This window comes from Sorangium sp. So ce281 (genome assembly GCF_051527395.1).
Lineage (GTDB): Bacteria > Myxococcota_A > Polyangia > Polyangiales > Polyangiaceae > Sorangium > Sorangium cellulosum_B.
Genome location: NZ_CP150322.1, coordinates 972,996 through 986,229, shown reverse-complemented (window position 1 = coordinate 986,229; position 13,234 = coordinate 972,996). Strand labels below are relative to the sequence as shown.

Sequence of the window (13,234 nt, the reverse complement as noted above, 5' to 3'; positions counted from 1 at the left end):
CCTCGCTCGGCGCGCCCTGTGGCATACTCGTCGCTGATGCGGCAACGGCTCTTCACGATATCGCTCGTGATGCTCGGCGCGGCGGCCCTCCCGGCCGGCTTCCTGGCAGTCGCCTGCTCACCGGCGGAGCGCTCGTTCGGCAACAGCGGCGGCGGCGGGACCGGCGGCGCGTCGCCGATCGGCAGCGGCGGCACGTCGCCGACCGGCAGCGGCGGCGCGTCGCCGGTCGGCAGCGGGGCCGGCGGCGGCGTGAGCGCCGGCGAAGGCGGGGGAGGAGGAACGGGCGCAGCTGGCGGAGGGGACACGCAACCATTGCCCCCGGAGGTCGTCGCCACGGGCCTTGACGACCCGTACTCGATCGCGGTCGACGACCAGAGCGTCTTCATCCTCTCCACCTCCACGCTGCTGCGTTGCCCCCTGGCAGGCTGCCCGGCTCCGGTGGTCCTCGCCGAGGGGCTCGGGCCTCCGACGACCACCGTCATCGCCACGCCGTACCTCATCGGGGTGGATCCGAACTTTGTTCATTGGCTGAGCTCCCCCAGCAATGGAGGGTCGCGCCGCTACTACCGGTGCCCGGCGGCCGGCTGCGTCTTCAAGTCGCCGGTGGAAGTGTGGGAGTCCATCGCGAGCAACCTGAATCAGATCCACGTGAGCGATGACGGCGTGGCGCGCATCTCGGACAAGTTCGATGTCCTGGAGTGCGATGACGGCCAATGCGAGCGGATCCGCTGCGTGAACGCGGACGGTATCCGCTCGTTCGTCATGGATGGGACGACCGTGTACTGGGCCCACCCCACCGATCCCGGAGGCGTCTATTTCTGCGATCCCGGCAATGCCGACGGCGCGATCCAGCTCCACGCCGAGCACGGCGTCGTCATGGCAATCCACGACGGGATTCATTACGTGATGAACGCGGCCAAGAGCACCATTTTCGCGTGCAAGAAGACCGGGTGCGGCGGCAGCCCGACGACCTTCGTCGAGGGCGAGCCGTCATTGACCAGCATGGCTGTCGGCCCCACAGGCGTGTACTGGACCGCTCTCGGCACGGGCATGAGCGCAGACGGCGTCGTCAAGATGTGTCCGCTGGCCGGCTGCGGCGGCGGCCCTCGGGTCATCGCCTCGAACCAGGCGCGGCCGACGAGCGTCCGCCTCCGGAACGGCTTCGTCTACTGGTCCAACCGCGGCTTGCCCGGGAGCCCGATGTCGGGTGAGATCGTGCGCGCTGGCCTCTGACGCGTGGCCGGCATCGCGGCGCGGGCGCCTGCGCTCGCGGCGGCGAGCAGCGCGCTCGACCTGCCCCCGACCTCCCTGGCCGGCGGCCCGCGGTCCTCGCGCGCCGCCAGCAAGAACCCCTCGCCACTCGCGGCATTTCAGGACACCCTGCGCGCTCGCCATGCGCGCCTCTCGCAGCTCGCTCCTCGCTCTCCCAGCGCACCTGCCGCGCGGAGGCCGACCGGCCTCCGCAACCGCCCGCCGCCGGAGCGCGCCATGAAAGGGCGCGTCCTCATCGTCGCCGGCTCCGACTCGGGCGGCGGCGCCGGAATCCAGGCCGATCTCAAGGCGGTCACCGCGCTCGACGCGTTCGGCGCGACGGCGATCACCGCGCTCACCGCCCAGAACACCCGCGGCGTCGACGCCGTGTTCCCGGTGCCACCCGGCTTCATCGGCCGCCAGATGGAGGTCGTGCTCGACGACATCGGCGCGGACGCCATCAAGACCGGGATGCTCCACTCGGCCGAGGTCATCGACGAGGTCGCGCGCGTCTACGAGCGCCTCGGCCGCGGCGCGCCGCTCGTGGTGGACCCGGTGATGGTCGCCAAGGGCGGCGCCCGGCTGCTGAAGTCCGACGCCGAGGGCGCCCTGCGCGCCCGGCTCCTGCCGCTCGCGGCGCTGCTCACGCCGAACATCCCCGAGGCCGAGGCGCTGACCGGCGTGGTCATCGACAGCGTGGACGCGATGCGCAGCGCCGCCGCGCAGCTGCTCGCCATGGGTCCGCGCGCCGTGCTGCTGAAGGGGGGCCACCTCCCGGGCGCGACGGTCGTCGACGTCCTCCGGGTCGCGCCGGGGCCCGGCGCCTCCGGGCTTCCGGAGGGCGAGCAGCTGTTCGAGGACGCGCGCATCGAGACGCGCGCGACCCACGGCACGGGCTGCACGCTCGCCTCGGCCATCGCCGCTGGTCTCGCCCAGGGCCTCGCCCTCGTCCCGGCGATCGGGCGCGCGCGGCGCTACCTCCGCGAGGCGATGCGCTCCGCGCCGGGGCTCGGCCAGGGCCACGGGCCGCTGAACCACGCCCACACGGCGCGGCCGTTCCCCTGAACAGCGCGGCGCGCCGCGCGCGCCTATGGACGGCCGCGACGACCACGGCGGCCCCGCGGCGCGGGCCCCGCGCCGCGGCCCGGCGGCTCTTCGAAGGCGCGGCGGGGCGGCCCGGTGCGCCGCCGAACGGGCCGCGTGCAGCGCTTGTGCAACGACTCGTTGCGCCCGGCGCTCGAATGGACGACCCTGCGCGCAGTCCGTATCGGCGTCCCGGCGCGTCTCCTTCGGCGCCGTCGCGGAGCTCTTCCTCACCCTTCGTGCGCCCGTGGCCGTGACCAAAGATCCCCTCCCTCCCATCGACGTCGGAACGGTCATCAACGACCGCTACGAGGTCCTGAAGAGCATCGGCAAAGGCGGCATGGGCGAGGTGTTCTTGGCCTTCGACCGCCTGACCCAGCAACAGGTGGCGCTCAAGGTGGTGCCCGAGGCCTCCGCCATGCCCGGCGACGACGAGGCCCTGCGGCAGGAGGTGATCCTCGCGCAGAAGGCCCGCCACCCGAACGTCTGCCGCGTGCACGACCTCGCCCCGAGCCCGTGGGGGCCCATCCTCGTGATGGAGTACATCCCCGGGCAGACGCTCCACAACCACATCCGCAAGCGCAAGACGTCGGGCGGGTTCAGCGCCGACGAGTTCCGAAAGATCTCGACCGACGTTTGCGCGGGGCTCGCCGCGATCCACCAGCAGGGGCTCGTGCACGGCGATCTGAAGCCCGGCAACGTGATGGTCGCCGACGATCGGGCGGTCATCCTCGACTTCGGCTTCGCGAAGGAGCGCGCCCGCGCCGCCGTGCGCAAGCCGGGGGCGCCTCCGGACGGCGGCACGCCTCACTACATGTCGCCGGAGCGGCTGCGCAGCGGCGGCGCGAGCCCGGAGGACGACGTCTACGCGGCGGCGCTGACGCTCTGGGAGATGTGGACCTGCCGCGTCCCCGAGCCCGGCTACAAGCCGCGGCTCAAGACGATGAAGCAGCAGATCACGTTCGACGTGCCCGCCGCGCTGACGAACGACGAGATCAGGCAGATCTTCCGCGCGCTGAACCCGGATCCGCAGATGCGCCCGCAGGCGCGGCACATGCGGTTCTTCAACCCGACGCAGACCGCGACCGCGCCGATCCAGCTGCCGCGCGAGCGCATCGATCCCGGCCCCGCGCCTGGGCGGGCCATCAAGACGCAGTTCACGCCGGGCGCGCAGTCGCTGCTCATCACGTACGCCACGAACGCGCCCGACAGCGTCGCCACCCTGTTCCCGCTGCAGAAGCCGGTGCTCTCCATCGGCCGCCGCAGCGATCAGGACCTCGTCCTCGCCGAGGCGACCGTCTCCGGGTCACACGCGCTCCTCCGCTGGCAGACGGGCTCCTGGCTGGTCGAGGATCTCAACAGCACGAACGGCACGTACGCGGACTTCCCCTTCGAGCGCAAAGCGCAGGTCTCGCTGCTCCATGGGGCCGAGGTGCAGCTCGGCGAGTGCCGCCTCATGGTGGTCACGTTCGGGCCCGACTCGCCGCACCACGACAAGGCGAAGCGTTACCTCGCCCGGCGCGACGGCCTCACGGGGCTGCTCGTGCGCGAGCACCTGATGAAGGCGATCGACGAGGACGGCTTCTTCGCCGAGTGGAGCGAGGTGCCGATGCAGATCGCGCGTTTCGAGCTCCGCGGCCAGAACGGCCTCGTGAGCTTGCGACCGACGATCCTCGAGATGCTCGCGCTGCGCAAGGCCGCGCTTCAGGTCGTCGATTTGACCCAGACGCTGCTGCTCAGCCTGACGCCGGCCGCGGCCGGGCGCACCGGCCCGCTCACGTTCGTCGTCTCCATCGTGGGTCCCAACCTGGACGAGGCCCAGCACGTGGTCGAGCAGGTCGTCGCGCAGGTGCAGGGCACGCTCCCCGAGACGCTCGAGCTGACCGCCACGCTCGTGAAGTGCGAGCCTGGCCGCCCCGCGCGCACGCTGATCGACTGAGGCAGACCGCCGGGTCGTCGCTCGACCGCCGCTCAACCGCCGGGTGGTGGAGCGAGCGCGTGTTCCGTCACGAAGCCACGGAGCCCATCACCAGGCGCACCGCGCCGGCAGCACCTGCACCCCTGCGAGCGCTCCTGCGCAACGGGGCCGCTCCCGGGCCGGAGCAGCGAGCCGCTACTGGACGGCGAGCGGATGCTGGGCGGTGAGCGGATGCTGGGGCCCGCTGCAGGCCTCGCCCGGAGCGGCGACGCGATCGAGCACCACCTCGCCGGCCGACTTCCGGACGTCGATCTCGCCCTGCCAGATGAGCTCTGCGCTGCCCTGAGCGTCGACGACGTCGCGCAGCAGCCGCACGTAGACCTTGCGCTGGGCGACCTCGGGGATCGCCACCGCGAAGTCGAACGCGCAGACCGAATCACACCTCGGATTCGCCGCGTCGGGCTCGTCCCGCTCGGTGATCTCGTAGATGCTGTCGATCCTGTCGACGTGCATCGCGCGCTGGCCGCAACAGTTCAGCAAGAGCCGGCTGTCCGCGATCTTCAGGGCGCCGCTCGACGGGTCGTAGCGCCAGCGCAGGACCTCGGCCCCGCAGTAGCTCTCCTCCCCCTCGGAGGCGAGCCGCCGCTCCGGCTCCACGAACCCGCCGGCCTCGCTCACGAGCCCCACGTGCGCGGGCTCCGCCTCCAGGCACGCGCTCAGAGCAAGCAGCGACCCCACCGTTGCAAGCGCTCCACAGACCCCCAGGTACTTCATGCCCCGATTTCCTTGGCTGTCCCGCGACACTGTCAAAATACGCCCAAAAGGCAAAGAAACAGGGCCTCTAGAAACGCGCTTCACGTATCCGCTACTTGCGCCTAGGGATTCAGCTGCAAGCCAACGTACATAAGGTGCGCACATGCACCGCACCCCGGAGCAGCTGCACGCACATTCGAGTGTGATCTACGGGTTTCTGGAAACCTTGTCCAGGTGAAAGTGGCAGAGTTAGCCCGATTCTCTGACCATGAACGTCATGGTCGACTAAACTCCTCCACCATCCCACCCCATGACGCGCTGCCATGCGCTGCCATACGCGGAGGAACATTCACGATCTCCCCCTGCCGACCGCAGACGCGAGGTGCTGCGGAGCGATCCGGGGGCGTGTGCTCAGCGCCTCATCGCGCGGCGACTGTCTTGCTGCGCTGGCGCGGGGAGCCCTTCGCCTGACAGCCGGCTTCCGCGGGGGCTTCGTCGAGGACGACCGCGCCGGCAGAGACCCCCAGATCCAGGGAGCCGCTCCAGATCACGGCCGGGCCGCCCTGCTGATCGACGACGTCGCGCAGCAGCTTCACGTAGACCTCGCCCCGCGGGACGTCGCGCACGCCGACGGACAGATCGAAGGCGCACTGCTCGCTGCAACGACCTCCGACGCCGTCCGGCGCGTCCCGCTCGGTGACCTCGAAGAGGCTGTCGATCCTCTCGACGTGGATCGCGCGCTTCCCGCAGCAGTCGAGCATCAAACGGGCATCGGCAAGGCGGAGCGTCGCCGCCGGCTCATCGTACTGCCAGCGCAGCACCTCGGCGCTGCAGTAACCCCCGTCCTCTGCCGCAGCGAGCCGGTGCTCCGGGTTCCTGAACCCCCCCTGCTCGCTGATCCTCGCCTCCTGAACCGCCGCCACCTGGCTGCAGCCACCGGCGCAGAAGGCCCAGACGATCGCGATGGCGGTCCAGAGTCGGCTCGACACCATGCACTTCTCCATTTCCTCTTGGCTGGCTGGCCAGGGCGGTTCGTCCCACTTTCGGTGCAATTTTCCAGCCAACTCTCCCCCTGAGCAGTCCGGAGGCTAACCGCGACCGACGCAGTGGGCCAAGGAACCGGGGGCTGCGAGCGCGGTCTCCCTTCACCTTCGCTCGCAGCAGGGGCGCGGGAGGGCGCGCAGGAACTACCCACGTCAGACGTGCCGGGACGTAAAAAGTTGTCGGGGAGAGAACGCCTGGCTCAGCCACGATGCGGGCGGCCCTCGATCGGACACACGCCGGATGTCCGAGCCATGCCCCGCGGCTCGCCCGCGTCAGTTCTTCGCTTCGACGGCCTTGCCGGGCGGAAGAGGATCCCAGCGCAGGGAGTCCCCGAGGAGGTTCGAGATGCGCTTCGGGCGCTGCCCGTCGACGCGCATGACGTAGAGCCCTGGCCCCTCGCCGGAGGTGCGCGTGGAGAAGAACGCCACGAGGCGCCCATCGGGGCTGCAGGCAGGGTACCCGTTCCTGCCCTGATTCTGGGTCAACCGCACGAGGCCGCCGCCCGTCTCCCCCGAGGCGACGAGATCGGTGTTCTTCCCCACGCCGACGGCATAGATGGCCTTCACGCCGTCGGGGTGGTTGCAGAACGTGGGCGCCGAGGCGAAGAGCCCGTCCGGAGAGATCGCCTTGTCGCCGACGTAGATGCGCTGTCCGTACCTGCCCTCGCCGGAGAAGGCGAGCTTGCCGGTCGGCGTGAACACCGGGTGGAGCGCCATCCCCACCTCGGACGCCGGCTTGATGCTCTGGAGATCGGGCCCGGAGAACAGCTTGATCGTCGACCCCACCCCGATGCTGAGGGCGACCTGGGCGCGATCCTTCGAGAACGCGATCCCGTAGACCGAGCCCTTCACGGGCAGCGGCAGCGGGCCGCCGGCGGGCGTGAAGACCTTGTACTCGTCGCCCTTCACGCTCGCCGCGTAGTGGAGCTGCTCGTTCTTCCCGAACGCCGGGGCGATGGCGGTCTGGTCGGGCGGCGAGACGGCCCTGGCGTCATGGCCGTCAGCGTCGATTGTGAAGACACGCCGCAGCGAGCCCGAGCCCGAGGCGAACGTCATGTGGCTGGCGAAGCCGCCGTTCTGGCCGGTGAGGGCGCCGATCAGCTGGTCGGCCACCCGGTGCGACTCGAAGCGCACGTCGCGGAGGGGTACGATGAACTTCTTGTCGAACACCGGGGCCTGCCCGCGGTTCACCAGGAACGCCTGGCCGACGAGCTCGACCTTGTCAGCGGCGACCTTCTTGCCGCTCACGCTCACGACCGCCTCGACCCCCTTCGCGGACCACGCCTTCACGTCCACGGGGCTGTCGGAGAGGTACAGGCCTTCGGGCGCGGCGGTGTCGGGCAGCACCTCGAACTCGCCGCACAGCTCGAGGTCGCGCCGGACCACGCTGTGGATCGTCACGTCCTCGGGGTCCGAGACGAGCGACGGCAGGACGCCGATCTTCGGGAGCGGGCGCGTCGCGCCGGCCACGACCGTGATGTGGCCGAGCAGCTCGTCCGGGTTGGGCGGCGCCGCCGAGGAGGCCGGCGCCTGCGCAGGAGCAGGGGGAGCAGCGAGCGCGGCGGCGGCGAGCGCCAGGGCGCCGAGGGCGGTTCGAGCTAGTCGCATGTGGTCTCTCTACAGACGAACGTGACGCTGACCTGCTTCTGCCCGAGGTTGGGATAATTCTCGGGCGGCGGCGGCAGCGCCTGCCCCTTCGCCGCCTCGAGGGTCGCCTGCGCGGCCGCGTCGAAGGCGGGATTCCCGCTCGGCGTCAGCGTGTAGCTCACCATCTGCCCGTCGGACAGGACGATGACCGCGCGCGGCTTGTGCTTCGTGAGCTCCTCCGGCGGGAGCCCCGAGCCGTTCACGCGGAACCTGCTCGAGAACCAGCCCGCGATGCGGGCCAGGTACAGATCCACCGCGCGCGCCTTGAGGGGATCGACCTCGGTCCCCTCCTTCACGCCGTCCTCGTGGCCCTCCTGGTCGACGTTGGCGGCCGGGGCGGCATCGGTCTTCGGATCGAGCTCGGTGTCGACCTGCTTCGCGATCTCTGCGTCGGGCGGCGGCGGCGCGGTGCCCGCGTCGGCGATCTTGACCTCCGGGGGCGGGATGTCCGCCTCGGTCTTGCCCGCGCTCGGCGACACGAACGCCTTCTGCTCGACGCGCGGCTTGGGCGTCTGGCGCACCCACCGGTCGGGCAGCTTCATCTTGTCGCGCTTGCCGCCCAGCTTGAGCAGCGGCGTGTCCATGTCGAGCACCGGCACGACCTTCACCGGGATGCTCGGCCCCTTGTCGATCTCGGGCGCCGCGGCGGGCACGGCGAGATCGGCCAGGCTGACCGCGACGGCGGCCCCCGCCTGCACGGCCATCGCCACCGCGACGGCGAGCGCGATGTCCCGCGGGCGGAAGTCGCTCGCCGGCCGGCGCTGCCCCGGCGGCGTCCTCGGTCCGGGCGCGCGCGCCGCAGCCGTGCTCACGGCGCGGCTCCCCCGGGCCGCGGCGCCGTTCCCCCGGGCGGCGGCGCGCCCTCCGGCTCGATCTCCGGCTGGACGAGGAGGTTCAGCCCCTCGACCCCGGCGGCCCGGGCGGCGGCGACGACCCGCGCCACGGCGCCGTAGCGGGCGTCCTTGTCGGCGCGGATGTAGAGCTCCTTCTCCTTCTGCACGCGCCCGTTCGAGGCGAGCACGCCCTCGATGTCGGCGGTCGCGTCGTCCTCGCCGAAGAGGATCTTCTCTTCCTTCGTGACGGTCACGACGAGCTTCGTGTCCTTCGTCGGCGCCTCCTCGGCGGAGACGTTGGGCAGCTCGACCCGGAGCCCCGCCGTGAGCAGCGGGGCCGTGACCATGAACACCACGAGGAGCACGAGCATCACGTCCACGAGCGGCGTGACGTTGATGTCGCTGAAACCGCCGCCGCCCCGCCGCCTGCGCCCGCCACCGACCGACATGCCCATGATCGGCCCCGCCCCTCAGCCCTTCGGCATCACCGGCGTGGGCCGGTCGCTCGACCGCTGGAGCGCCAGCGGGATGGACTCCTGCATCCCCCGCGCGGAGAGCGACGCGATCTCCACCCAGCCCTCGCTCGCGGCCTCGAGCGCGGAGAGCAGGTCGTCGACGCGCTTGTTGAGCCCGTTGTACGCGATGACCGCCGGGATCGCGGCGAACAGCCCGATCGCGGTCGCGATGAGCGCCTCGCCGATGGCCGGGGCGACGACGGGCAGCGACGCGCTCTTCTGCTGACCGATGCGGAGGAACGCGTCCATGATCCCGTAGACCGTGCCGAACAGGCCGATGAACGGCGACGCCGCCGCGATCGACGAGAGCGTCGGCATGAGCGCGTTCGCCCGCTGCGTCTCGGTCACGATCGCCCGCTTCGCGATCGAGTCGAGGAGCCGGCTCGTGCCGACGCGGCGGCTGAGCTCCATCACGACGCGGGCGCCGGGCGCGTCCGCGTGCCGCTGCGCGAGCGCGAACAGCTGATCGGGCGAGTGGGCGTGCGCCGACTCCTGCTCGAACCGCGCCTGCAGAGAGGCGAGCCGCGCGAGCTGGAGGACCTTGAGGACGGCGATCACCCAGACGAGGATCGCCGCGAAGATCAGCAGCCAGACGACCAGGAAGACGGGACCGGAGGCGTGGAGGACCAGGGAGACGGGGTCGAGCTTGATCGGGACCGCCGTCGCCAGCTCAGGGGCGCTTTGCAGGAAGGCCATTTCGATCTCTTCGGGTCAGGGAGTCGTCGGCTCGTCAGGGTTCCGCGCGCGCGGCCCCGTTCGGTGGAGTTTGCGACCGCGGCCCCCTCTCTCGCCTGGAAGCGCGGCCGTGGCCCTCTTCAAGTTCGCCCAGCGCCGCACGCGCCACGGCGCTCAGTCCGCGAGCAGGATGTCGACCTTCCGGTCGCGCGCCCAGCCCTCTTCGTCCGTGCCGGTCGCCTCGAACTCGCCCTTCGACGAGGTCGCGATGCGGCCCTGATCGAGGCCCTTCTTGCCGAGGTACTCCGCGACGCTGCCGGCGCGCTTCTGGCCGAGGCCCAGGTTGTACTCCGTCTCCCCGCGGGGGTCGGCGTGGCCGATGAGCTTCATCCCCTTGCCCTTCAGCGGACCCGAGACGAAGCAGCGCGCGAGCGCGTCGAGCGCGCCCGCCGCCTCGCCCTCGATCGACGTCGAGTCGAACGCGAAGCGGGCGGTCGGTAGATCGCCGCAGGCCTTGAGGATCTTGTCGTCGATGCGGATCGATCCGCTCGTCGGCTTCTCGGTGTCCTGCTTCGGCGCAGGCGGGGCGGCGGTCTTCGCCACCGGAGGGGGCGCGACGTCGCTGGCAACATTCGCCGGCGGCTGCGGATCGGAGCCGCAGCCGGCCGCGAAGGCGGCAAGGGGCGCCGAGACCACGAGGATCAACGCAGGCAGTTTTGTCATGGGCATGCCGTTACCACGCCGGGAGGCGCGTTGCAGCATTTTGAGCGCCCGCCGGCGAGCCGGCGCGCCTGGATGACACCCATTCCGTTAAAGTGCCGCGATGCATCGCCCGATCCAGGCGCGGGAATATTTTGGGCACCAACGGGTTGGCCCGCCTCGCGCCCTCCGGGCCGCCGGCGCCGCGCTCCTCTCGCTCGGCGCAGCGGCGTCGGTCGCGCTCGCCGCCCCTCGCCCGGCGCGGGCCGAGGCGCCGGTGCAGCGCACGTTCTTTCGCCTGCCCTCGTCGAACGGCTTCGGCGCGGTGCTCCTCGATCTGGGCGCGGGGAGGCTCACCCACTTCCGCGAGCACCTGTTCGCCACCGAGGAGCCGCTCCTCGACGAGCGCGGCGAGGAGGTCTGGATCGGCAACCAGCCGCAGGCCGTAAGCACGCGCGATCTGCTCTACGACGCGTACTTCGGGCTGCGCTCCGACGGGCACCAGCGGTGGCTGACCGAGGTCCCCGTCGACCTCGACGCGAGCGGCTACGCCGGCTGGACCGACGGGCAGCGCGGCGGCACGGGCGTCGTCACGATGGTGCAGCGGGTCGGCAACCTCGAGTGCACCCAGCTCTTCTTCGCGCCGCAGGGCCTCCCGCAGGCGGGGTTCGTGATGGCGATGCGGGTCGAGAACCGGGGCGAGCGGCCGGCGGAGGGCGTGTCGGCGTTCTCGCTGCACAATTTCCACCTCGGCTTCGGCCGCCCGGGCGTGATGGCCGACATCGGCGAGTCGGGCGAGACCGTCGCCTACGACGCGAGCCAGGGCCGGCGCGACTTCCTCGAGCGCGCCTTCGCCGGCGTGGTGGTCGCGCGCGCGCTCGAGCCCCCCGCGCGCCACGGCGCCTCCAGGGCGGGCAGCCCGCCGGGCCTCGACGTCTACCGGATCGTCGCGGACGACGGCGGCGCCGACCTGCCGGACCTCGACGGGGCCGCGCCCACCGCGGACGGCTCCGTGAGCGCGTTCCAGTGGGACCTCGGCAGCATCGGCCCGGGCGAGGCGCGGTGGGTCGGCGTGGCGTTCGCGCACCACGGCGACCCCTCGGGCGCGGCGGACCCGCTCGTGCAGGGCGCCCTCGACGCGTACCTCGGCGCGAAGCGCGCGGCGGAGGTGGTCGCGGACGAGATCGCCGCGTACCGCGCGTTCCAGGGCGCGATCCGGGTGCCGCCCTCGGCGTCGCCCGAGGAGACGGCCTTGCTCCGGCAGTCGGCCGTGACGCTCCGGATGGCGCAGTCCCGCGAGAGCCACGCCTTCCTGCGCGAGCACCTGACGCGGGACTCCGAGCCGCGCGCCACGCGCTTCGGCACGACGCTCGGCGGCGCGCCGGCCACGCTGCCGGCCACCATCGCCCACCGCGGCCACGGCGCCGTCCTCGCGAGCCTCCCGCCGGGCGAGTGGACGGTCGCCTGGATCCGCGACGGCGCCTACGCCACCGTCGCGATGGCCGCGCTCGGCATGCAGGCCGAGGCGCGCGACGCGCTGGGATTTTACCTCGACGCGGAGGCAGGGCGCTTCCAGGGCTGGAGCGAGCTCGCGTCGTACGACATGCCGCCGTACCAGATCAGCCTGGTGCGCTACCACGGCTTCGGGGTCGAGGAGACCGACTTCAACGACTTCGGCCCGAACCTGGAGTTCGACGGGTTCGGCCTGTTCCTCTGGGCGCTGCGCCAGTACGAGGAGCTCACCGGGGATACGGGCTTCGTGGACGAGCGCTGGGCCGCCGCGTCGGCGAAGGTCGCGGACGCCCTCGTCGCGCTCATCGATCCGGACACGGGGCTCGTCCGGAAGGACTCGTCGATCTGGGAGACCCACTGGAACGGGCGCCAGCGGTCCTTCGCGTACACGAGCATCACCGCGGCGCGCGGCCTGTGCGACGCGGCGGCCATCGCGGAGCGGCGGGGCGAGGCGGACCGGGCCGCGGCGTACCGCGGCGCAGCGGAGCGGCTGCGCGCCGCGATCGCCGTGCGGCTCACGGACGCCTCGGGCGCGCTCGCCGCGAGCCTGGAGGAGCTCGCGTCGGGCGCGGGCTACTGGGACGCGGCGGTGCTCGAGGGGATCGCGATGGGCCTGTTCGATCCGCAGGGGCGCATCGCCGCCGCCACGCTCGCCGGGCTCGACGAGCACCTGCGCGTCCCCGCGGGCGCCGGGTGGTCCCGGAACGACGATCGCACCGATCACGCCGGCGCGGACGACCTGAGCCCCTGGGGCAGCGAGTACGACAGCGCCGAGTGGGTCGTGACCGACCTGCGCGGCGCCGTCGCGGCGCGGCTCATGGGGGACGTCGCGCGCTCGGAGCGGCTGCTCCGGTGGGTGCTCGATCAGTCGGCCGCGAACTACCTCGCCATCGCGGAGACCTACGACGAGATCCGCGGCACCTACAAGTTCAACGCGCCCATGGTGGGGTTCGGCGCCGGCGTCTACGCGCTCGCGCTCGCGGCGCGCGACGGGCTCGTCGTTGGCCCGGCCTGCGGCGCGTACTTCGAGGAGAGCGCCGCGAGCGGCGGCGCCGGCGGCCCCCCGAGCAGCGGCGCCGGCGGGGCGGGCGCCGCCGGAGCGGGCGCCGCCGGCGGTAGCGGCAACGACGGCAACGGCGGCGGCGGCAGCAGCGGCGATCTCCGGGAGAACGCCGGCTGCGGCTGCCGCCTCGCGAGCGTCAGCGCCGCGCCCTCGGCGCTCGCGGCGGCCGTGGCCGCGGCCGCGGCCGGCCTCACGCGACGGCGCCGGCGGGCGCGGCGCTGACGCTCGCCGAGCGCGCCCTC

The 13,234-nt window shown here is 72.2% G+C and carries 11 protein-coding genes; 4 read left to right on the top strand and 7 right to left on the bottom strand.

What is annotated here, in order from left to right:
- Positions 1-36: 36 nt before the first annotated feature.
- From WMF27_RS03655 to WMF27_RS03645, 3 genes are all read left to right on the top strand, one after another.
- The gene (locus WMF27_RS03655; protein WP_437761645.1) at positions 37-1,233 is read left to right on the top strand and encodes a hypothetical protein; all 1,197 of its coding nucleotides are present in this window, start codon (positions 37-39) and stop codon (positions 1,231-1,233) included.
- Positions 1,234-1,488: 255 nt separating this feature from the next.
- The gene (gene thiD / locus WMF27_RS03650; protein ID WP_437761646.1) at positions 1,489-2,316 is read left to right on the top strand and encodes a bifunctional hydroxymethylpyrimidine kinase/phosphomethylpyrimidine kinase; all 828 of its coding nucleotides are present in this window, start codon (positions 1,489-1,491) and stop codon (positions 2,314-2,316) included.
- A gap of 271 nt (positions 2,317-2,587) precedes the next feature.
- Positions 2,588-4,273 carry a protein kinase domain-containing protein gene (locus WMF27_RS03645; RefSeq protein ID WP_437761647.1) on the top strand — a complete coding sequence of 562 codons (1,686 nt, stop codon included), beginning with the start codon at positions 2,588-2,590 and terminating at the stop codon, positions 4,271-4,273.
- Positions 4,274-4,447: 174 nt separating this feature from the next.
- Here the strand turns inward: WMF27_RS03645 and WMF27_RS03640 are convergent, their stop codons facing one another.
- The 7 genes from WMF27_RS03640 to WMF27_RS03610 form a co-directional block, all read right to left on the bottom strand.
- On the bottom strand, positions 4,448-5,026 hold the full coding sequence (locus WMF27_RS03640; RefSeq protein ID WP_437943835.1) for a hypothetical protein: 579 nt from the start codon (positions 5,024-5,026) through the stop codon (positions 4,448-4,450).
- 398 nt (positions 5,027-5,424) lie between these two features.
- Complete coding sequence (locus WMF27_RS03635; RefSeq protein WP_437943834.1) at positions 5,425-5,997, bottom strand: hypothetical protein; 573 nt, start codon at positions 5,995-5,997, stop codon at positions 5,425-5,427.
- Positions 5,998-6,321: 324 nt separating this feature from the next.
- Positions 6,322-7,656 carry a tolB protein gene (locus tag WMF27_RS03630; protein ID WP_437943833.1) on the bottom strand — a complete coding sequence of 445 codons (1,335 nt, stop codon included), beginning with the start codon at positions 7,654-7,656 and terminating at the stop codon, positions 6,322-6,324.
- Positions 7,647-8,507 carry a TonB C-terminal domain-containing protein gene (locus WMF27_RS03625; protein ID WP_437943832.1) on the bottom strand — a complete coding sequence of 287 codons (861 nt, stop codon included), beginning with the start codon at positions 8,505-8,507 and terminating at the stop codon, positions 7,647-7,649. The genes WMF27_RS03630 and WMF27_RS03625 overlap by 10 nt, the downstream gene beginning before the upstream one ends.
- Positions 8,504-8,977: a biopolymer transporter ExbD gene (locus tag WMF27_RS03620; RefSeq protein WP_437943831.1), complete on the bottom strand. Its 474-nt coding sequence runs from the start codon at positions 8,975-8,977 to the stop codon at positions 8,504-8,506. The genes WMF27_RS03625 and WMF27_RS03620 overlap by 4 nt, the downstream gene beginning before the upstream one ends.
- Before the next feature lie 21 nt (positions 8,978-8,998).
- Positions 8,999-9,739: a MotA/TolQ/ExbB proton channel family protein gene (locus WMF27_RS03615; RefSeq protein WP_437943830.1), complete on the bottom strand. Its 741-nt coding sequence runs from the start codon at positions 9,737-9,739 to the stop codon at positions 8,999-9,001.
- 153 nt (positions 9,740-9,892) lie between these two features.
- On the bottom strand, positions 9,893-10,441 hold the full coding sequence (locus WMF27_RS03610) for an OmpA family protein (RefSeq protein WP_231864667.1): 549 nt from the start codon (positions 10,439-10,441) through the stop codon (positions 9,893-9,895).
- Positions 10,442-10,541: 100 nt separating this feature from the next.
- On the opposite strand from WMF27_RS03610, the gene WMF27_RS03605 reads away from it, so the two are divergent.
- On the top strand, positions 10,542-13,214 hold the full coding sequence (locus WMF27_RS03605) for a glycoside hydrolase family 15 protein (protein WP_437943829.1): 2,673 nt from the start codon (positions 10,542-10,544) through the stop codon (positions 13,212-13,214).
- The last annotated feature ends 20 nt before the right edge of the window (positions 13,215-13,234 follow it).